Source organism: Bradyrhizobium sp. CCGUVB14, from assembly GCF_024199935.1.
GTDB lineage: Bacteria > Pseudomonadota > Alphaproteobacteria > Rhizobiales > Xanthobacteraceae > Bradyrhizobium.
Window position 1 is genome coordinate 8,211,703 of record NZ_JANADS010000001.1, and the last position, 20,243, is coordinate 8,231,945.

Genomic DNA, 20,243 nt, shown 5'->3' on the forward strand with positions numbered 1-20,243 from the left:
CGGCCGAACGCTTCGTCACTGCACTAGATGCAAATCGCCCCGCAAAGACTGAACAACTATTCAGGGGGGATGACAAGAAGCAAATGCGTGATGCCGGTTTTCATCGCTCCACCCGCTTAGGCTGCGATTCGGCATATCCGAATCTCGAATGTTTCGGGCGACGGCGGCGGCATTCTGCTGCGTCTGCCGGATGGCAGCACCATTGCTCGACCGTACGCGACCTTTGCGCGCAAGGCAGCAAAATCCCCGCACGGATTCATGCAACCTTAACTGGCCGGCCATAGTCCTACGTGTATCAATCGGAATTCGGCAATGCGTTCCACCAGCGTATCTTCTGCGTCGCGCCCCGTTTTCGAAAAAGGCTGCGCCCATCAGCCGGCGCTTTGATGCTGCAACGCACGACAACCGCCGCTGACTTGCGAGAGGCCATGTCCGTGCCGGCGGCCGGAGGCCTGCGGCGATCAGGGATCACGAACCTGCGCGGACGAGCGCTTGCACCCATCGCCATCGTCGTCTGCTCGATGCTGGCCGGCGCGCTCTACACCTTCGCGATGGGCCAGGACGTCAACTGGGATTGGCAGAACTACCACGAATACAATGTCTGGGCCGTGCTCAACGGCCGCTATGGCGTCGATGCGGTCCCGCCGGGGTTTCAAACCTACTTCAATCCGATCGTCTATTTTCCGGTCTATTACCTCCGCCACTATCTGCCGTCGCCGCATGGGCTGATGATCATCGGCGCAATTCACGGCCTCAACCTCGCGCTGATCTGCCTGTTTGCACGTCTGGTCCTGGGACAAGCCGCGACCTTCGCGGCGATCGCGGCGGCGGTCGTCATCGCGGCCACAGGTCCGATGACGCTCTCGGAAGTGGGCACGAGCTTTTCCGACGTGCTGCTGGCATTGCCCGTGGTCGGCGGCTTCCTGCTGATCCTGGTTGCGGATCACCGGCCCGTAACCCGCTATCTGCTCGCCGGGCTCCTGATCGGCGCCGCGGTCGGGTTGAAGCTGACCAATGTGGTCTACGCGATAGGCGCAATCGCAGCACTGCTCGCCGCCGCGCGGCCGCTTCGCGCGGCTGTCCTGCTGGGACTCGGCGGGATCGTCGGCGCGGCACTCACCGGCGGCGAATGGTGCCTGATCGCCTGGCGCGACACCGGCAATCCGATCTTCCCGCTGTTCAATGCCGTCTTCCAGTCGGGCGAGGTGGCTTCCGTCAATCTGATGGATGCGCAGTTCATGCCGCACAGCGTGCCCGACGCGCTGGCCTATCCGTTCTATTGGCTGATGGGCGACCACCGAGGCGCGGAGCATCCGTTCCGCGACGCGCGTTTCGCGGTCGTGACGATCCTGCTCGTGCTCGGCCTCGTTGTGCGCATGACGCGCGCCAGCGCGATCCTCACGCGACGTGACGTGCAGTTGGTGGTGCTGTTCGCAGTCTCGTACCTGGCGTGGCTCGGCCTGTTCTCGATCCAGCGCTATGCGGTGGTTCTGGAACTGTTGTGCGGCCCGATGATCGTTGTGCTGATCGCGCGCCTCGCTGCGAGCGCGGGGCCGACATTGCGCACGGCGTTCCCCGTTCCGCCGAACGCGCTGATGGTGACGGTTGCAGCCGGGATCGCATTGTGGTCGCAGCCGGCGGACTGGTGGCACCGCCCCTGGTCAGACGTCTACCGGCCGAAGATCGCCGACGCGCTCGATCGGCCCGCGACCTACTTCATCCTCGGCAAGCCGCTCGCCTATATCGCGCCGCAGCTTCCGCCGCAGTCGCGCTTCTACCTGCTCGCCGATATCGGTGTGCCCATCGTTCCCGGCGGCATCTTCGACCAGCGCATCCGCGCCGGATTGAAGGCGCCGTTGCCCGGCGGTCTCCGCGAATTGCACATGCGCGGCGAGCCGGACCGCAGCGCGCTGCTGGATCGCTACGCGCTTGCCATCGATCCCACCCGGCCCTGTGTCGCCATCGAGGGCGCCCGCCCCGGCACGATGCTCGAAAGCTGCCCGCTGATTGAGCGGGCTTCGCATTAGCGTCGTACGATCGGCCCCGATCGGAAGCTGCTCGCGGAAGATCATTTCAGATATCGCGGGCCTTACCCACGATACGGTTACCCACGGCCCCGGTTCGGCGCTTACGGGCAGGAGCGGACATCGACCTGCCGACAATCCCCGGTGAAACCGTCGAAAATGACCCAAAGCAGCCCGATATCCGTTGCCGATGTCGTTAAAGCGTGACCAGCTGTACTGGCAGAGTTGTATCGACGTCCAAAAACCAAGCCTCCGCAAGACATCGCACATCTTCGATCGACTCGTTTGGGTGCGAGGTCGTGTTTATGAATCGGCCAGGATCATCGCCACCACCGACAACCAGCTCATCAATAACGTCCTCCACTCTGCGGCAGTCGGGGCCGATAACGCAAATCAAGACAACCTTGTCTTGGATGCATTGCTCAACGAATGCTTCAAGCTTCGGCGAATCCCAAGGTGGTGCATAGAGGATCACTCTTTGTGCATAATTCATCAAACCCGCCAATCGACGAAACTCGCAAGAGTCACGAGCGGTCTGAATGTATCATGGACGCCCTTACATGGGCCTGCGCTCGACATCTCAACTTTAGATGTCTGCTTCTGGCCAATCGCGACATTCGCTGCAGTTGCAAAAGGGCCGGTCGGGATCGGAGGACAGCGGACATTGCCGACGGTTTATGAGTACGCGGCCTAGATTTCGGATCGTGTGGTATCAGGTATATAAGTCCCTGCCGCGAGCTGCATCGATGCCGCTTCGGCAGCCCGCCAGGCTGCGCAGCGGCCGAGGATCAGTCCGAAGACGATGAGGATCGCCGGGAAGCCCACGGGCTGACCGAGAAACAGGAAGGTCGCGAGCAGCGCGAAGACGAGCGCCAGGGCCATCACCTCGTGGCGCGCGAAACCTTCCTCGAGGCCGGCGCGGATGAGAAAGGCCACCGCGATGCCCAGCACGACCAGGTCATACATGAAGAGATAGGGCGTCGTGAGCAGCGTTGCCGCCGCGAGCATCGCCGCCTTCAGCGCGTAAGGCACTCTGCTCCGCCACATCACGACCAGCACGACGGCAATTGCTGCCGTCAACACCCACTGGAAGATCCATCCGAGCTGCTCGGTGCCGCCGACATAGCGCACGAACGCGAAGATGCTCTGCATCTTGAACCAGGGGGCCCTGCCTTCGGTCAGGAAGGCCTGCGAGAACATCGGAATCCAGTGGAAGAAGGCCTGCCAGCTTTCGGTCCCGAATGCGAGCCAGGACGCCCCTGCGATCGTCACGGTGACGATGGCGGCGGTGAAAAGCACCGTCCATTCGGCGGCGGCGATCAGCACCAGCGGAAACAGCAGTCCGTATTGGGGCTTGTAGCTCAGAAGGCCGAGGCAGATTCCAGCCAGCACCGGTCGCGTCGGCAGCAGATAGAGCATGCCGCCGATCAGGGAGGCGGTGAGAAAACCGTTCTGCCCGACCAGGATGTTGATGAAGGTGGCGGGAAATCCAATCGCAAGCACCAGGCCCGCATTGCGCCCGATGATCGCGCGCATCACGGCGAGATAAGGCACCAGGCTGAACGCGGCCCAGCCGATGAAAGCCACCGCATAGGGAAACTGCGCGAGAAAAGATGCGACGAACAGGAAGGGCGGCGGATAGTGCCAGGCGAAATGGCCGACGAAATCCTGCTTGAGCAGAGCAAGCTCGACCTGCTTCTGGATGTCCCAATCCCAGGCCAGCGCGGGGTGGCCCTCCAGCGCCAGTTTTCCGGCCGCCCAGACATTGACGAAGTCCGTCGGGATGCCGCGTCCGTCCGCGCCGAAGATCCACACATGCGTGAGATAGGCCGTCGGGAAATACGCCAGCGTGACGATCGCCAGCACGAAGGAGATGTTGAGGAGCGTCGCAGGGAGCGTGCCGTGACGCGCAACGGCAGGCGGGGCGGACGAAGCTTCGGCCATGCGGCTTCCTTTAACGCAATACGGTGACGCGGATGCGTCCAAGCCATACACCCGAGGGACTTGAAGGAGGCTTAAGCGTGATCGTCGAATGCCCCGATGCTCCGGGCAAAGCAAAAGAGCCCCGTCGATGACGGGGCTCTTCGCTATTCCGTTGATCGTCTAGCTTACTTGAGGCTGGACGAGATCGAGCCGAACTTGGCGTTCAGCGTGGTGCCGAGGTTGTTGACGACGGTGATGATCGCCAGCGCGATGCCGGCGGCGATCAGGCCGTATTCGATGGCGGTGGCGCCGGATTCGTCCTTCACGAAACGCGAAACGAGGTTCTTCATAGACTGCTCCAAAGGATACACGTGGCTTCAACTGGTCTGGTCTTTTCGGCTTCCCAGCGCCGCCCGACCATGGAACTCAACGTAAGGGCAAAGACTTGCGCCGCAGTTAATTCGACTGCGTAAATGCGGAACCGTTTGTATGTATTCGCCGATGGTAAACCGAAATCTAAAACAATCGGTTAAATTGCACCGTCATGAAGCGAGGTAGCTCCGCCGATTTACGGGAAGTTATGATCGCCATGGTCAAATGCCGCCCGCTCGGCCAACAGGACCAAGAACAAGACGAGGCGGCATGTCCCTATCCTTCACCAACAGCATTGCAGTGCAGAGCCGCGCGCGCGCGCTGGTACCGCTATGCGTCGGCGCGGGCGCCTACCTGTTCTTCCTCTATATCGGCGACACCCTGCTTCAGGACTCCGACTCGTTCTGGCAGATCAAGATCGGGCAGTGGATCCTCGATCACCACGCCCTGCCCTACACCGACTTCTATTCGTTCACGCGCCCCGGCGAGCCCTGGATCTCCACATCCTGGCTGTCGCAGATCCTGTTCGCCATCTCCTACACACAATGGGACTGGGCCGGGCCCGTGATCCTCACCGCGCTCGCGATCGCGGCATCGGCTGCCGTTTTCGTCTACCTGCTCGAGGCGCATCTCGAAATTCCGCGCGCGGTCCTGTTCGCGATGCTGGCCGTGCTGCTGTCGCTGCACCATATTCTGGCGCGGCCGCACATGCTGGCCCTGCCGGTGATGATCGCGTGGGTCGGCATTCTCATGAATGCGGCCGACCGCAAGGTCACGCCGTCCTGGGTCTGGCTGCCGCTGATGTCGCTGTGGGCGAACCTGCATGGCGGCTTCGTGCTCGGCCTCGCGTTGATCGGCCCGATGGCGATCGAGGCGATCTGGACACTCGATTCCGGCAAGCAGGTCCGGCTGCTCGCACGCTGGTTCCTGTTCGGCGTCGCCGCGATGGCGGCCGCCTGCGTCACACCCTATGGCTGGCGCACGCTGCTGGGCGCGACCAACATCCTCAATCTCGGCGAGCTGCTGTCGGTCATCTCGGAATGGATGCCGGCGAATTTCGCCTCGTTCTCCGCCTTCGAAGCCGCGATCCTCGGCCTGATCGCGATCGGCCTGTTCCGTGGCATGACGCTGTCGCCGCCGCGCATCCTGCTGATCCTGCTGTTCACCTGGATGGGCCTCACCCATGTCAGAAGCATCGAGGCCTTTGCCTTCCTGGTGCCGCTGGTGCTGGCCAAGCCGCTCGGCGAGACATCGCCGCTGCCGCAAGCTGACGCGCAAGCCGGCGAGAGCTGGGCCGCGCGCTACGTCACCATCACCGGCGCGCTGATGATCGCGGCCGCGGCCTGGACCACGACCTCGATCTACATGTCGCATCACCGCTTCACCTTCACGATGGACCAGACGCCGGTCGCCGCCGTCGACCTGCTGCAACAACGCAAGGCGCAGCGCATCTTCAACGCCTACCAGTTCGGCGGCTATCTGATCTCGCGCGACATCCCGGTCTTCGTCGACGGCCGCGCCGAGCTCTATGGCGAGAAGTTCGTGATGGACTTCTTCAAGGCGGTCGAGGTCAAGAAGCTCGATAACCTGACGCGGCTGCTGGAAGAGTACAAGATCGACGCCACGCTGATGGGCGCCGACATGCCGGCCGCGCAGGTGCTCGATCATATCAAGGGCTGGAAGCGGCTCTATGCCGACAAAATCGCCGTGATCCATGTGCGGGATGGCGCGCCCGATGCGGCCGTGCCGGCCAAGCCATGAGCATCGCGGCCAGCGTTCCGATCGCGCGCGCCCAGCGCAATCTGGCGCCGCTGTGCATCGCGGCCGCGACCTTCCTGCTGTTGCTGGTGAGCGGCGACAGCCTGCTGCACGATCCGGACACGCTCTGGCAGATCAAGGTCGGCGCGTGGATCCTCGATCATCGCGCCGTGCCCTGGACCGACTTCTATTCGCTGACGCACCAGGGCGATGTCTGGCTCTCGACCTCCTGGCTGTCGCAGGTCCTGTTCGCGACCGCCCATGCCCATTGGGGATGGGCCGGGCCCGTCGTGCTGACCGCGGCCGCGATCGCGCTGGCAATGGCATTGCTGCTGACCTTCCTGCAACGGCATCTCGACCTGCCTTATGCGCTGGTGTTCTGCCTGCTGGCGATGACGCTGGCCGCGCCGCATCTGCTGGCCCGCCCGCATGTGCTGGCATTGCCGGTCATGGTTGCCTGGGCCGGAGGCCTGATGGCGGCGGCCGACCGCGGCCGCGCGCCGTCCTTCCTGCTGCTGCCATTGATGATGCTATGGGCTAATCTTCACGGCGGCTTCGTACTCGGCCTCGCCTTGACCGGCGCAATCGGGCTCGAAGCGCTCTGGCGCGCGGCGCCGTCGCGCCGGCTGGCGCTCGCAATGTGGTGGGCCGCGTTCGGGTTCGGCGCGCTGGCGGCGAGCTGCTGCACGCCCTATGGCCTGGACACGCTGCTCGGTGCGGCGCGCATTCTCAGCCTCGGAAAGTCCTTCTCCGTCATCGCCGAATGGCGCCCGGCCGATTTCAGCTCCTTCAGCCCGTTCGCAGGCGCGCTGCTCGGCCTGCTCGGTCTCGCGCTCACGCGCGGGCTGGCGCTGTCGCCGCCGCGCGTGCTGCTGATCCTCGGCACCACCTGGATGGCGCTGGCGCATGTCCGCAGCATCGAGACCTTTGGCGTGCTGGTGTCCCTGGTGCTGGCGCAGCCGCTCGGCGGCTGGTTCAGAGCTGTCCCTGATGCACCGCGCAGCCTGCGGATGGTCCCCGGCGCCCCGGCGGCGCTGGCCGCGGTGGCCATCGTGCTCGCGACCGCAAGCATAACCGCGACCTTTGCAGGCCGTCACACCTTCGAATTCTCCACGGCACAGACGCCGGTCGCGGCCGTCGATGTGCTGATCGATCGCAAGGCCGCGCGCATCTTCAACTCGTATGGTTTCGGCGGCTACCTGATCGTCCGCGACCTCAGGCCTTTCGTCGACGGACGATCGGAGCTCTACGGCGAAAAATTCCTGATGGACTATTTTGCCGCCGAAGACGGGCGCGACGTCTCCGGCCTCCTGCGCATGCTCGACGACAACAGGATCGACGCGACGCTGCTGACGCCGGATTCACCGGCGGCCCAGATGCTGGATCACATCAAGGGCTGGAAGCGGGCCTATGGTGATGAGATCGCGGTGGTGCATGTGCGGAACGATGCGGACGGGGCGGCTGCGACGCCCACGAAGTGAGGACGGCGCAATCAACATGCCCAACACGCAATCCGAATGGCTTCGCCAACTACCCTATTTGGTTCATACCAATAGAGAACTTGGCCTGATGCTGAGGGGTACCAAGCCCCTCGCCTATTTCGGGGATTTCGTTGGCCGCGAGCCAGAGATTTGTATTCGGTATTGGCGGATGTTCGACAGGCATGTTGCGGTCGGCCGCCTGATAAAGCACGAACTGATTGAAGCGTGTCCTGACGTTCCGCGACTCGCGCATCGCAGGTTGTTGTACGTCTTGCCGGGCCACGAGTGGCGGATTGATGCGATGCTGATGCTACTCGACGAACCCGGAGCATGGTCCGATGCGCGCGAACGGCGCTTTGGCGAATTGCTCGGCTACGAAAATTGGCAGATCGACTATTGGATCGCACATCGTCCATCGTTCGCCAACGCTTAGTGGGCAGGACCTCAAAGATTGATACTTCCGCCAGGATCGAGCGCTGCACTCCATCCGGGTTACAGGGACAGGCCCTCAATTCCCGGTCTACAATTCGTTCTGTGGGGCTCGCCGGCACGTCGCGAGACCTGGCAAGCAGTCTTGTCTCTTCGTTCCTGACGCAGTTCAATGCAGCCGGATCGGGGCGGCGAAAAGGGCCTCGAAGCAGACCGTGTCATGAAGAACCCGGACGCCATCGCTGTCATCATATCAGCGCTCCGTCACGTCCACGGTGACGACATCGCCCGAATGATGCTGGTCGAAGGCATGAGCCTGGCCAATCTGATCGACGCGATGTTTTCGGCGCCCCTGACGCACCGTGAGGCCGTTCGGGCGATCACCGATGGATTGGATGACTTCGTCATCACGCCCGACCTGGGGCTGATATGGCACCTGAAATATATCTACGGCGACCAGCCCGGCTCCCTGCATGTCGTGGACCTGGAGATCGCCACGCCGGACGGCACGCTGGCGAGCAAGGACGTCTGGCTTCGTCTCGCCTCCTGAGGCGATGGGCCAGGTCACCGCGGATAGGATCCATGCCGAGCGTTGTTGATGCCATTCGTCTTCGATTACGAAAACAGAAAGGTCCCGATCAGCAGGCCCACAGCGAAAGCGAGAAGCCCCAAAGTGGAGGCTGAGACGATGCGGATGAGGATGCGAACCTGCTCCTCATACTGCTCTTCTGCGGTCTTGTGAGACTGAGCCGCCATTGCAACTGCCCTGCCATTGCCCAGAATGGGCGAATGTACGCCCGAAATCATGGTCAACAAGAGGCATTTTGGCCCCGCCGTGATGCCCTCTTCGTGATCTGGCGGGCCCGGGCCGGATGGCGCGGAGCGAAATCCGGGCTACAACAGCAAAAGCGGCGCCCTCAATTTCCCGTCTGCAGCTCGCCAAAGCGCTCCCAGGTCTTGCCGTTGAAGCGCATGAACTGCATCTGGTCGACGGGGACATGGTCGGCCGCGCTGGTGTTGATCCTGATGCCGGGCAGCAGCATCGGCAGTTCGAGATCGTGGATCGCGTAGGCCTGCTTCAGGATGTTCTCGGTCGATAGATCGTCGCCGCAGGCCTTCAGCACTGCCTCCAGCGCCATCGCGCTGTTGTAGGAGTTGACGTAATTGGTGTCGTGCTGGTCGGCCTCCGGCACATATTTCGTCATGAACTCGCGCCAGGCCTTCACGCCGGGATCGTCCTTCCAGGCGGGATCGTCGGGGTCCTTCACATAAGCGGTTGAGAGAATGCCGGTGCCGGCTTCCACGCCGGCGGGCTCCATCACGGTCGAGATCCACACCGCGACGTTGGACAGGAAGGTCATCGGCCGCCAGCCGATCTCGAAGGATTTTCGGATCGCCTGCGCTGCAAATTTCGGTGTCGCCGCGATCACGAACACGTCGGCGCCCGAGGCCTTCAATTTCACGATCTGGGAATCGATGGTCGGGTCCTGGATCTCGTAGGTGGCATTGGTGACCACGGCATCGTATTTCTCGGCCAGCACGTCCTTGAGGCCGGCGAGATAGTCGCGGCCGTAATCGTCGTTCTGCGAGATCACGGCGAATTTCGCGTTCGGATTCCTGGCGAGCGCATAGCGCGCATAGAGCCGCGCCTCATAGCGGAACGGCGCCTGCACGCCCATCGTCGCCTGCGGATATTGCGCGATGTCGGCGAATTTGGAGGCGCCGGAGCCGATGAAGAGCTGCGGCACGTTCTTGCTCTGGAGATATTTCGCGATCGCCGTGTTATGCGCGGTGCCGATCGAGGAGAAGATCAGCGCGACCTCGTCGCTCTCCACCAGCCGTCGCGTTTGCTCGACCGATTTCGGCGGCGCGTAACTGTCGTCGAGCGAGATCAGATTGACCTTGCGGCCGTTGATGCCGCCCTTGTCGTTGAGCATCTTGAAATAGCCGACCTCGCCCTTGCCGAGCGCACCGAAGGCGGAGACCGGCCCGCTATAGGGCATGGTCTGGCCGATCCTGATCTCGGTGGCGGTGATGCCGCGCATCTCGGCGGCGATGGAGGCGCTGAATGCTACAAATGAAACGGCGCATAACGCGCCCAATGCCGCCGTCAAGCGCATCGGCTCCCCTCCCATTTGCCGGTGCGATCGCGCCGCACCTTTATTTGAAGGAAGCATGCCATGACATCGCGGCCAACTCCAATCATTATCGGGCGGCGATCACCGCGACCGTAAGGCGGTCGAAGCGCGAGCTGCAGATCGCCCAGCAGGAAGACGTGCCATGTTTCGCAATCTCTTCGCCGCACTTCTCATCACGATGTCGCTCGGCACGGCACATGCAGCACCGCGATGGCTGAACCTGCCGCCGACGCCGACCTTGCCCAAGGCAACGCAAAGCGGCTTCGCACCCGTCAACGGCATCAAGATCTGGTACGCACGTTTCGGCCGCGGCGAGCCGGTCCTTCTGCTGCATGGCGGCCTCGCCAATGCCAATTACTGGGGCCATCAGGTCCGCGCGCTGCAGCGGCATTATCAGGTCATCGTCATGGACAGTCGTGGACATGGGCGGAGCCACCGAAATCAGGAGCCGTATGGCTACGACCTGATGGCCTCGGACGTGGTCGCCCTGCTCGATCATCTCGGGATCAGGAAGGCCGCGATCGTCGGCTGGAGCGACGGCGCGATCATCGGCCTCGACATCGCGATGAAGCAGCCGGAGCGGGTGAGCAGGCTGTTTGCGTTCGCAGCGAATTCGGATCCGTCGGGCGTTGCCGATATCGCGTCGAGCGACGTCTTCAACGCCTACATCGCGCGGGCGGGCGAGGAGTACAAGCGCCTCTCGCCGACGCCGACCGAGTACAAGAGCTTCGTCGCGGAGATTACCAAGATGTGGGAGAGCCAGCCGAAATGGACGGCCTCCGATCTCGCAGGCATCAAGGTGCCGACCTGGATCGTCGACGGCGACCACGACGAGGCGATCAAGCGCGAGAACACCGAATTCATGGCGGCGAATATTCCCGGCGCCGGCCTGCTGATCCAGCCGGAGGTCAGCCACTTCTCGTTCCTGCAGGATCCCGGGCAGTTCACCGATGACGTGATGCGGTTTCTGGGGCGCGGCGGAGAGACGGCGGGCGCCGCGGCGAAGTGAGATATCGTAGGGTGGGCAAAGCGACAGCGTGCCCACGATCTCTATCATGCGTGCCGAGAGGTCGTGGGCACGGCGCTTGCGCGCCTTTGCCCACCCTACGGGAGCTGTGCTATTTCGCGGGCTTCGCGCGGTCCTTCACGGGGATCACGAGCTTCAAGCCGGACCAGACATCGTCGACGGCGCAGATCTTGATGTCGACGAGACCGTTCGCGAGCGCGGTCTCGCGCACCAGGGCTTCGGTGACGTCGGTCGCGACGCCGGATGCTTTCTTCGGCCACGACGCCCAGATCATCCCATCCGGCGCGATCGCCTTGCGGTAGCTGCGCAGTTTTGCGGCGAGGCCTTTGGCGTCGGCTGCGAACAGATGCACCATGTCGAGCGGCGCCTTCGCGGTCCTGGCGATGGTCACGTCGTCAGGGAGTTCGCCGACCACATCGCGGTAGGCGGTCGCAAGGCCATCCACAAAAATACAAAAGCCCGGCTTGATGCCGAGCTTTTGCACTATCGGTTTGCCGGAAGCGCCGGCCATGAAGCGTAGGCGTTACGCCTGCGGCTGCGGCTCCAGGCCGGGATCCGGATCGGGCCGCGGGCGCGACTTGCCGGCCGGCGGCACGGCGGAGGCACGCGGCGTGGTCGGCTCGAGCACGGACTCGCGGTTCGGCTTCTTGCCCTTGAGCAGGTCGACGATCTCGTCACCGGAGAGCGTTTCGAACTCGAGCAGGCCCTTGGCCAGCGCTTCGAGATCGGCGTGCTTCTCGGTGAGGATGCGGGTCGCTTCCTTGTAGCCTTCCTCGACCAGGCGGCGGATCTCGGAGTCGATCTTCTGCACGGTCGCCTCAGAGGCGTTCTGCGTCCGCGAGACCGACATGCCGAGGAACACCTCGTCCTGGTTCTCGCCGTAGGAGACGGTGCCGAGCTCTTCCGACAGGCCCCAGCGCGTCACCATCATCCGGGCAAGGCGGGTGGCTTGCTCGATGTCGGAGGCGGCACCGGACGTCACCTTCTCGCGGCCGAAGATCAGCTCTTCGGCGACGCGGCCGCCCATCATGATGGCGAGGCGCGAGGTCATCTGCTCCAGGGACATCGACAGCTTGTCGCGCTCGGGGAGCTGCATGACCATGCCGAGCGCACGGCCGCGCGGAATGATGGTCGCCTTGTGGATCGGATCGGTCGCGGGCACGTTGAGGCCGACGATGGCGTGGCCGCCCTCGTGATAGGCCGTCAGCAGCTTCTCTTCCTCGGTCATGACGAGCGACTTGCGCTCGGCGCCCATCATCACCTTGTCCTTGGCTTCCTCGAACTCGGCCTGGGTAACCATGCGCTTGTTGCGGCGCGCGGCGGTCAAGGCGGCTTCGTTGACGAGGTTCATCAGGTCGGCGCCGGAGAAACCGGGCGTGCCGCGCGCGATGGTCTTGAGGTTGATATCCGGGGCCAGCGGCACCTTGCGGACGTGGACCTTGAGGATCTGCTCGCGGCCGACGACGTCGGGATTGGGCACCACGACCTGGCGGTCGAAGCGGCCCGGACGCAGCAGCGCGGGGTCGAGCACGTCGGGACGGTTGGTCGCGGCGATCAGGATCACGCCCTCGTTCGCCTCGAAGCCGTCCATCTCGACCAGCAGCTGGTTCAGCGTCTGCTCGCGCTCGTCGTTGCCGCCGCCGAGACCGGCGCCGCGGTGACGACCGACCGCATCGATTTCGTCGATGAAGATGATGCAGGGCGCGTTCTTCTTGGCCTGCTCGAACATGTCACGCACACGGGAGGCGCCGACGCCGACGAACATTTCGACGAAGTCAGAACCCGAAATGGTGAAGAACGGCACGTTGGCTTCGCCCGCGACCGCACGCGCGATCAGGGTCTTACCGGTGCCGGGAGGGCCGACCAGCAGCACGCCGCGCGGAATGCGGCCGCCGAGGCGCTGGAATTTGCCGGGGTCGCGCAGGAATTCGACGATCTCCTGCAGGTCCTGCTTGGCTTCGTCGACGCCGGCGACGTCCTCGAAGGTGACGCGGCCGTGCGCTTCCGTGAGCATCTTCGCGCGCGACTTGCCAAAACCCATCGCCTTGCCGGCGCCGCCCTGCATCTGCCGCGACAGGAAGATCCAGACGCCGATCAGCGCGATGAAGGGCAGCCATGAGACCAGCAGCGAGACGAACCACGGCACGTTGTCGCCGGGCGGCTTCGCGGTGATCTGGACCTTGCTGTCGTACAGGCGCTTCACCAGCGTCGGGTCGTTCGGCGCATAGGTCTGGAAGCTGGAGCCGTTGGTGAAGGTGCCGTGGATGTCGGGACCCTGGATCACGACGTCACGGACGCGGCCCTGGTCAACTTCGCTCAGGAGCTGCGAGAAGGCGATGTCCTGCGAGGAGGCCCGCTGGCCCGGATTCTGGAAGAGCGTGAACAACGCCAACAGCAGCAAAACAATGATGACCCAGAGGGCGAAATTGCGCAGATTGGCGTTCATCGATCTTCCTTCGTGGTCGCGCGGATCGCGGCCTCATCCTTGGGCTTTACGAGGAAATCCCCAAGGAATCCTCATCGTTAGACGCATACAATTTAGGTGCCGCCCCGGTCGCTGCCAAGGGAACGAGATGGGACTATTTATCCCATCTTAGAGCGATTCCCGCTGAAATAATGGCATCAAAGCGGGCGTTTTTCCTGCCTGGTTAAGGTGTCCTGACGGCGCGTTGCCGAAACGGCCGGTGTCATGGTCCGCCCTCATCCGCCTTTGGGACCATTCCTGGACCGCCGGGCCGGCGCGGGCGCGATGTGGATACGCCCCCCGGCAAGGCTGATCAAGGCTCCCGCCAGGGTCTGCTTCAGGATGGCACGGCTATTTACGGGCGCACGGGAGCGGGCGGAGATGCCCTGGTCGCGCATGGCCTGATCGATCGCAGCCAGCAGGGTCTCGACCTTGCCGAGTTCCGCCGGCCCCTCGTGCCCGACCGCGTCGATGGCCCGCAGCAGCAGCCGCAGCCGGACTTCCTCGGGCAGGGTGGCGAAGGCTGCGGCCTCGAAACTGCGCACGTCCGGCTGCGGCGCATCGCCGCGATCCCGCAAACGGAGGAAGCGCTCGGCGCCGTCGGTCAGCACCTCGACCGCCACGTTGGCCCGGGCGAGCCGCGCCGAAAGACGAACCAGCGTGCGGGCATCGCCACCCTCGGCTGCGAGCTGCGGCAGCAGCGCGCGAAGCCTGGGCCGCGTGAAGGCCGCATCGCGGTTGGTGGGATCGTCGGCGAAACCGATTCCAGCCCGCTTCAGCGTCGCGATGAGCTGCGACTTCGGCACATCGAGCAGCGGGCGCGCCAGCACCAGGCCATCGCGCGTCGCGTGTCGCGCCATCGCCGACAGACCTGCGATGCCGCTGCCGCGGAGCAGCCGCATCAACAGGGTCTCGGCCTGGTCGTCGCGGGTATGCGCGGTCAGCACGTGGCTCGCGCCGGCTGCGCGCGCGGCCTGCGCAAGCAGGCGATAGCGGGCTTCGCGCGCGGCGGCCGGCAATCCCGTTGCCGGCTTTGCACCGCGCCAGCGCAGGGTCCGGTGTGTCAAGCCGAGTTCAGTGGCGAGCCGCTTGACCTCGCGCGCCTCGCGCGCCGCCTCCGCCCGCAGGCCATGATCGACGGTGACGACGATGAGCTCCGGGCCGCGCGCCAGGCTGCGCCGCCAGCGCGCCGCGAGCCACATCAGCGCGACCGAGTCGGGCCCGCCGGACACCGCGAGCACCAGCGCGGGCGCGCTCTTGAGCTCGGCGAAGAGCAGCTTCGCCTCGCGTGCCGAAATCGGAGAATTGTCGTCGTCGGACATGACGCGGCCCAGCAATCGCCAGTGAATGGCGGGCGCAACTTAGCGCAGTGCCATCCGCCCTGTCAGCGACCGCCGCGGCGGATCAGCACTTCACCCGCTTCTGCTCGCGATCCACCGCCGCTTTGACGCCAGCGGAGGCACGCGGATATTTGCGGCCGACCTCGCCGAAGGCGGCGCAGGCGGCTTCCTTCTCCTTCAGCGCCGCGAGGGACTGACCGAGCCGCAGCAACGCATCCGGCGCCTTGGCCGATTTGTCGTATTTGGTGGTGACGGCGAGGAAGGCCTCGGCCGAGTCGCGATATTGCTGGCGCTGGAAATAGCTTTCGCCGAGCCAGTATTGCGCGTCGCCGAGCAGCGGGTCGCTCGGATATTTCGCCGTGAAATTCTTCATGGTCTGCTCGGCGAGCGCATAGTCCTTGCGCTGCATGTAGCCGATGCCGAGGTCGAACTCGTCGCGCGGCGTGGCCGAGGGCGGCAGCGTCGCGAGAGCCGGACCACCGGTCTGCGCGGGAGAGCCCTGCTGCGCCGGCGGATAGCCCTGCTGGGCCGGTGCGGCTGCCTGCGGATAGCGGCCGCCAGTGTTGTTGAGGTCGAGCGGCTCGCCGGCAGCACGGCCACCGGGCGCGCCGCCCTGAGCCGGCATCGGCTGCTGGCCGCCGCCGAGCGCGCGCGGCGCGCCGGGCGCATTCGGCGTCTGGCTCGGGTCGAACGCATCACCACGGCGGCGCGTGCCGGGCGCGCCGGGGCCCGGCTGCTCCTGAACGATCGGCGCGGGAGCAGCGATCTGCGGCTGCTCGTAACCCGGCTGCGCAGCCTGTTGCTGCTGCGGAGGCTGCTGGCGATAGGGCGGCGCAACCTGGGCCGGCGGCACGGCCGCGGCGTTTGGCTGTGCCGGCTGTCCGGGCGCGCCACCCTCGAGCGCCCGCAGCCGATCCTCGAGCTGACGGTTGCGATATTGCAGCTCCTCGTTCTGGCCGGTGAGCTGGCGCAGCTGGTTTTCCAGCCGTTCGATCCGCATCTCGGGATCGCCGTCGTCCGACTGGGCGAAGGCGGGCGCGCACAAAGAGAGCAGCGCGGCGAACGCCACGGTGCCGGTAATTGCCTTGAATTTGGATGACATCTTGCCCTGACGACGAAAACGAAATCTGCGACGGAACATGCGACGCGCCACACTTTGAAAGGCAGTACGCCAAAAATGTGACTGGCACCACGGGGTTTCTGTCACAGATCGCTGAAACGAAACCGGCGCCCGAGAGGGCGCCGGCATAATCGGTTTCTGAAGATGAACGGCGGCTGACTGAACGTCAGGAGCTCGCGTTCAGCACGGTCACAGCGCGACGGTTCTGCGACCAGCAGGAGATGTCGTTACACACGGCCACCGGGCGCTCCTTGCCGTAGGAGATGGTGCGCATGCGGTTCGCATCGATGCCGCGCGAGGCGAGGAACGAGCGCACCGACTGGGCGCGGCGGGCGCCGAGTGCGATGTTGTATTCGCGGGTGCCGCGTTCGTCCGCGTGACCTTCGATGGTGAAGGAGTAGCGCGGATAGGTCTGCAGCCACTGCGCCTGCTTCTCCAGGGTCACGATCGCCTGCGGGGTCAGATCGGTCTGGTCGCTCTCGAAGAACACGCGGTCGCCCACGTTCACCACGAAGTCCTGCTGGCTGCCCGGCGTCGCCGCGCTCGCGTTCGCATCCAGGCCCGCGTTCTGCTTCGCGCAGGCGCCCATCGACAGTGCGATGGCAACCACCGCGGCCAGCTTCAATCCCTGGAGGATACGCATAGGATTCATCATTCCGGAGCCTCCACGCTCACGTTCGTCCACTGCTGTCCGGTCTACAGGGGGTTGGTTAAGCGAACGTTCCGTCAACCTTGACGGAACCTTGCCTCAGCCGGTCAAATGCCCCCAACCAGCGAAAAGCACCCACTATGGTTAATGGGTTGTAAATGTGGCGCGAGGGTGAAGGCAAGCCGCCTTAGCCGGCAAAAACGCTGAGTCTGCCGGAATTTTGGGCCTTTACGGAGAGTCTTGCGGGAACCGGCGTTAGCCGATCAGGCCACGGTGCTGGCCGGGACGAGCACCGGCCGGGACACGGCCTGGGTCTGGCCGGCACGATCGAACAGCATCCTTCGCTCGAAGGCGCTCGAGCGCATGATGGGAAAGCGGGTCAAGACCCGCTCCCGAAGCTTGGCGAAATCGGAGGCCATGAGAACCACTTTCCGCGAATGCCAGCCCGGGAACGGGCGCGGCTCCGTGAGGGTCTCATGCAGGAAGATCCGGCGATAAAACGCCTGGTGATCCGTACGCACCATCGCAAGTCCGAGATCGGCATTGAAATGATCGCAGGCCAGATAGGCCAGCCGCAGCGTCAGATAAGGGAGCTCGTGAAACCGCTGGCTCTTGTCCGGATCGGCAGCAAAACGTGCGGGATCGACGAAAACCTCGCCTCGGTCCAGGCGCGAGTTGAGAACATCGCCGAACAATTCCGTGGTGTAGGACATCCGCCATTCCGACGTCAGGACGTGCAGGCGGAGCGAGCTGCAAAGTTCTCCGTCGAGATAGATTCCGAAGATCCAGGCGTTGGGGGCATCGTCGTAAGTGTCGACGATCCGCTGAGACGCGTTCGGCGAGATCAGTCCGCCGTGCAGGTAGGCCCGGTAGCGCATCGCGTAGACCGCATCACGGTCCTCGGGGGTTTCGACGAGCCGATAATCGAGCCGGTCGAACAACCCTGCCCCTCGAATTTCGAGCGGCGCGCGCGGCTCGGCTCCTGACTTCATCTGATACTCCCGCCCCGCGGGCAACTTCCGCGAGTGTGGGCAAGATTAATGACTCCTTAACCGAATTGCAAAGGCTTCGAAATGTTAGGGTTAAGGATCAGGCCCCGTAAAACCCCGGGGAAATACAGGGAAACATTGAGGAAATGGGGACGGCTGGGAGCGCGGCGTTAGCCAAACGACCGCGAGGAGATCGAGACGATCTGAGCGTCCGCCATGCGGCGGCCATGCGAGGCATCGAGCAACTGACGGATCCTGACGGCGGGTACCGGCCGGCTGAACAGGTAGCCCTGCCCTTCGGAAACGGTGCCGTCGGCGCTCACCAGCTCGAGCTGCTCGTTGGTCTCGATGCCCTCGACCACGACCGACATGCCGAGGTCGGCCGACAGCCGCGCCACGCCGCGCAACAGCGTCAGCGGGCGGTCGGCGTCGATGCCCTCGAGGAAGGAGCGGTCGATCTTGACCTTCTGCATCGGGAAGTTGTGCAGATAGCTGAGGCTCGAATAGCCGGTGCCGAAATCGTCCAGCGAGATGCGCACGCCGAGCGCATGCAGCTGTGACAGGATATCGTGGGTGAGCTGGGTGTTACGCAGCAGCGAGGATTCGGTGATCTCGATCTCGAGGCGGAACGCCGGCAGGCCCGAGACCTCGAGCGCGTAACGGATCTCGCTCAGCACGTCGCGCTGGTGGAATTGCTGCGGCGAGAAGTTGACGGCGACGCTGACGCCCTCCGGCCATTTCATGCATTCCATGCACGCGCGGCGCAGGATCCAGCGGCCGAGATCGACGATCAGGCCCATGTCCTCGGCGACCGGGATGATGTCGACCGGCGAGACCGTGCCGCGCACCGGATGATTCCAGCGCAGCAGCGCTTCGCAGGTGGTGATCTTGCCGGACTTCAGATTGACCAGCGGCTGGTAGAACAGCTCGAACTCCTCGTTGGCGAGTGCCTTGCGCAGATCGAGCTCGAGGATACGGCGCGCCTCGACGGTGGCCGCCATCTCGTCGCGGAAGAAGCAGAAGGTGCCGCGGCCGTCGGCCTTGGCGCGGTAAAGCGCCATGTCGGCGTTCTTGAGCAGCGTGTCGGCGCTGGCGCCATCCGGCGAGGTCAGCGCGATGCCGACGCTGGCGCCGATCTCGACCAGGTGATTGTCGATCCGGTAGCGCTCGCTCAGGCGCTCGACGATGCGGCGGGCGAGGCTCGCGGCATCTTCGGCCGCGTTGATATTCTGCTGGAACACGACGAACTCGTCGCCGCCGAAGCGGGCGACGAAATCCTCGGGCCGCAGCATCTCGCGCAGACGGTTGGCCACCGCACAGAGGAGCTGATCGCCGCAGGGATGGCCGAGCGTGTCGTTGACTTGCTTGAACTGGTCGAGGTCGACGAACAGCAGCGCGGAGAGCCGGTCGGAATGGCGCGAGGCCGCCAGCAGGGATTCGATCTCGTTGCGGAAATGGACGCGGTTGGGGAGCGCCGTCAATTCGTCGTAACGGGCAAGATGGGTGATCTTGGCCTCGGCATTGCGCCGCTCGGTCACGTCCTCGAGCAGCAGCACTGCGCCGCCGTCGGCCATCGGCTGCACCGTCCAGGACAAGGACCGGTTTCGCTCCGCGTCGGGATCGACGGTCACGATCTCGTTCGCATGCGAGTTTTCGATCTCGGTGACGATCATCTCGCCGCTCGCGGCCGAGATGGAGCCGGAGCTGACGCACGCGGCCATGATGTCACGCGCGGTGATGCCGCTTCGAACGAGATCCTCGGGCAGCTCCAGCATCGCGCTGAACCGGTGGTTCATCACGGCGAGCTGCCTGTCGACGCGGAACATGCACAGGCCGTGCGGCATGTTGTTCAGGGCGGTGTCGAACTGGCCGGCGAGCGCCGCTTCGCGCTCCCGCGCCACAACGGCACGCATGAATATTCGGTGCAGATTGGCCGAGAGCTGCATGATCGCCAGCAGGAATGCGGCGCTCACGACTGACATGGCGATGTAGTAGGGCGTGCCCCACGACGCCAGCGCGATCACGGCCGGACCGAACATGAGGCCGGCCTGCAGATGGTATATCGATGGCCGTCCGTAGGCCCGTCCTGCGCCTCCCCCGACGATTCCCGTGGTGATGGAGAGGGCGATCATGTGGACCACGGCGTCGTCAGTGCTCACCAGAGCGAGCCCGCACCATGTTCCGATGGCTGCGGCCTGGATCAGCGCGCCCATCAGATAGCGCCTCTGCCAGACCACGGCTTCTTCGGCTGTCAGGCTGGCTTTGCGGGGCAGGAAGCGCCGCAGATCGAACAGGCGGAGAGCTCCAGCCAAGATGATCAGGGCCACCGTCGCCCAGGTCAGAGTTTGTCCGGTCCTCAGCGCCGTGATGGCGGCCCCGATGGCGACGAAGACGATACCCGCAAACAGCGGACCGGGCGCTTCGAACAGGGAATCATTCAGCGCCGCCGACACCGGGGGCGCCGCCTGTCCTTGATCGGATTTTCCGGTCTGGCTTGCGAACTGCATTTTCGTTTGTACGCGCGTCCTG

The 20,243-nt window shown here is 64.3% G+C and carries 18 protein-coding genes; 6 read left to right on the forward strand and 12 right to left on the reverse strand.

Annotation, left to right across the window (positions count from 1 at the left end):
* The first annotated feature begins 428 nt into the window (after positions 1–428).
* Positions 429–2,027, forward strand: coding sequence for a glycosyltransferase 87 family protein (locus NLM32_RS38425; RefSeq protein WP_254133873.1), 1,599 nt, complete (start codon positions 429–431; stop codon positions 2,025–2,027).
* A gap of 193 nt (positions 2,028–2,220) precedes the next feature.
* Here NLM32_RS38425 and NLM32_RS38430 read toward each other — a convergent pair whose 3' ends face one another.
* The 3 genes from NLM32_RS38430 to NLM32_RS38440 all read right to left on the reverse strand — a co-directional run bounded on the left by NLM32_RS38430 (position 2,221) and on the right by NLM32_RS38440 (position 4,297).
* Complete coding sequence (locus NLM32_RS38430; RefSeq protein ID WP_254133874.1) at positions 2,221–2,517, reverse strand: hypothetical protein; 297 nt, start codon at positions 2,515–2,517, stop codon at positions 2,221–2,223.
* 197 nt (positions 2,518–2,714) lie between these two features.
* Positions 2,715–3,968 carry a glycosyltransferase family 87 protein gene (locus NLM32_RS38435; RefSeq protein ID WP_254133875.1) on the reverse strand — a complete coding sequence of 418 codons (1,254 nt, stop codon included), beginning with the start codon at positions 3,966–3,968 and terminating at the stop codon, positions 2,715–2,717.
* 164 nt (positions 3,969–4,132) lie between these two features.
* Positions 4,133–4,297 carry a Flp family type IVb pilin gene (locus tag NLM32_RS38440; RefSeq protein WP_045002731.1) on the reverse strand — a complete coding sequence of 55 codons (165 nt, stop codon included), beginning with the start codon at positions 4,295–4,297 and terminating at the stop codon, positions 4,133–4,135.
* Between the two features lie 292 nt (positions 4,298–4,589).
* Between NLM32_RS38440 and NLM32_RS38445 the strand changes: the two genes are divergently transcribed.
* From NLM32_RS38445 to NLM32_RS38460, 4 genes are all read left to right on the forward strand, one after another.
* On the forward strand, positions 4,590–6,080 hold the full coding sequence (locus tag NLM32_RS38445) for a hypothetical protein (RefSeq protein ID WP_254133876.1): 1,491 nt from the start codon (positions 4,590–4,592) through the stop codon (positions 6,078–6,080).
* On the forward strand, positions 6,077–7,558 hold the full coding sequence (locus NLM32_RS38450) for a hypothetical protein (RefSeq protein ID WP_254133877.1): 1,482 nt from the start codon (positions 6,077–6,079) through the stop codon (positions 7,556–7,558). The genes NLM32_RS38445 and NLM32_RS38450 overlap by 4 nt, the downstream gene beginning before the upstream one ends.
* 16 nt (positions 7,559–7,574) lie before the next feature.
* Entirely contained in the window at positions 7,575–7,991 is a 417-nt protein-coding gene (locus tag NLM32_RS38455; RefSeq protein ID WP_254133878.1) for a hypothetical protein, read from the forward strand.
* Between the two features lie 216 nt (positions 7,992–8,207).
* The gene (locus NLM32_RS38460; RefSeq protein WP_254133879.1) at positions 8,208–8,537 is read left to right on the forward strand and encodes a hypothetical protein; all 330 of its coding nucleotides are present in this window, start codon (positions 8,208–8,210) and stop codon (positions 8,535–8,537) included.
* A gap of 65 nt (positions 8,538–8,602) precedes the next feature.
* On the opposite strand, the gene NLM32_RS38465 is transcribed toward NLM32_RS38460, so the two are convergent.
* Together NLM32_RS38465 and NLM32_RS38470 are read right to left on the reverse strand one after the other, a co-directional pair.
* Positions 8,603–8,800, reverse strand: a complete 198-nt coding sequence (locus NLM32_RS38465; RefSeq protein ID WP_254133880.1) for a hypothetical protein — start codon at positions 8,798–8,800, stop codon at positions 8,603–8,605.
* 104 nt (positions 8,801–8,904) lie between these two features.
* Complete coding sequence (locus NLM32_RS38470; RefSeq protein WP_254133881.1) at positions 8,905–10,107, reverse strand: ABC transporter substrate-binding protein; 1,203 nt, start codon at positions 10,105–10,107, stop codon at positions 8,905–8,907.
* Positions 10,108–10,267: 160 nt separating this feature from the next.
* On the opposite strand from NLM32_RS38470, the gene NLM32_RS38475 reads away from it, so the two are divergent.
* Positions 10,268–11,134 carry an alpha/beta fold hydrolase gene (locus NLM32_RS38475; RefSeq protein WP_254133882.1) on the forward strand — a complete coding sequence of 289 codons (867 nt, stop codon included), beginning with the start codon at positions 10,268–10,270 and terminating at the stop codon, positions 11,132–11,134.
* 109 nt (positions 11,135–11,243) lie between these two features.
* Here the strand turns inward: NLM32_RS38475 and NLM32_RS38480 are convergent, their stop codons facing one another.
* The 7 genes from NLM32_RS38480 to NLM32_RS38510 all read right to left on the reverse strand — a co-directional run bounded on the left by NLM32_RS38480 (position 11,244) and on the right by NLM32_RS38510 (position 20,221).
* Complete coding sequence (locus tag NLM32_RS38480) at positions 11,244–11,663, reverse strand: DUF3052 family protein (protein WP_254133883.1); 420 nt, start codon at positions 11,661–11,663, stop codon at positions 11,244–11,246.
* A gap of 12 nt (positions 11,664–11,675) precedes the next feature.
* On the reverse strand, positions 11,676–13,598 hold the full coding sequence (gene ftsH, locus NLM32_RS38485) for an ATP-dependent zinc metalloprotease FtsH (RefSeq protein WP_254133884.1): 1,923 nt from the start codon (positions 13,596–13,598) through the stop codon (positions 11,676–11,678).
* Between the two features lie 254 nt (positions 13,599–13,852).
* Positions 13,853–14,938, reverse strand: a complete 1,086-nt coding sequence (tilS, locus tag NLM32_RS38490) for a tRNA lysidine(34) synthetase TilS (protein ID WP_254133885.1) — start codon at positions 14,936–14,938, stop codon at positions 13,853–13,855.
* 82 nt (positions 14,939–15,020) lie between these two features.
* The gene (gene ybgF, locus NLM32_RS38495) at positions 15,021–16,058 is read right to left on the reverse strand and encodes a tol-pal system protein YbgF (RefSeq protein WP_254133886.1); all 1,038 of its coding nucleotides are present in this window, start codon (positions 16,056–16,058) and stop codon (positions 15,021–15,023) included.
* Between the two features lie 184 nt (positions 16,059–16,242).
* A complete protein-coding gene (gene pal, locus NLM32_RS38500) occupies positions 16,243–16,731 on the reverse strand; it encodes a peptidoglycan-associated lipoprotein Pal (protein ID WP_254133887.1) in 489 nt (162 codons plus the stop codon).
* Positions 16,732–16,988: 257 nt separating this feature from the next.
* Positions 16,989–17,717: a hypothetical protein gene (locus NLM32_RS38505; protein ID WP_254133888.1), complete on the reverse strand. Its 729-nt coding sequence runs from the start codon at positions 17,715–17,717 to the stop codon at positions 16,989–16,991.
* A gap of 167 nt (positions 17,718–17,884) precedes the next feature.
* On the reverse strand, positions 17,885–20,221 hold the full coding sequence (locus NLM32_RS38510; RefSeq protein ID WP_254133889.1) for a bifunctional diguanylate cyclase/phosphodiesterase: 2,337 nt from the start codon (positions 20,219–20,221) through the stop codon (positions 17,885–17,887).
* Positions 20,222–20,243 lie beyond the last annotated feature (22 nt).